This is a genomic window from Cognatundibacterium luofuense (assembly GCF_018139685.1).
Classification (GTDB): Bacteria; Pseudomonadota; Gammaproteobacteria; order Burkholderiales; family Burkholderiaceae_D; genus Undibacterium; species Undibacterium luofuense.
In genome coordinates, this window is the sequence record NZ_JAGSPN010000294.1 from 1 (window position 1) to 362 (window position 362).

1 protein-coding gene is annotated in these 362 nt (G+C 47.2%); it reads right to left on the minus strand.

The genetic code is table 11. The features are described 5' to 3' along the window. Positions 1-362, minus strand: a 362-nt coding sequence (locus tag KDM89_RS20480) for a GspE/PulE/PilB domain-containing protein (RefSeq protein ID WP_463322639.1), incomplete at both ends; no start/stop codon positions are given.

Genomic DNA, 362 nt, shown 5'->3' on the forward strand with positions numbered 1-362 from the left:
TTACCCAGTTCGACCAGTTGTTCCAGATTCTGACGTAAGCCCAGATCGTTGCCATTCGATTTACGTGCGTCTTTAATCGACTTGGCAAGTGAAAAAAACTGGCCTATGTATTGCGAAATATCAAGCGGATTGGCAAACACCAGACGGATGTCTTTACGCGAAATCCTGGCGATTTCATCTTGCCATTCACGATTGTAAGGATCTGTGGTCGCAACCACCACGGTATTGCCTGATAACTCTACCGGCAAAATATTGAAACGTGTCGCATAGGTGGCTGACATGACCTCGGAGACCGACGTGAAATCTATCTTCAGCGGATCGATACGGTAAAACGGCAGATGGACTTTACGGGCTGTCCATTC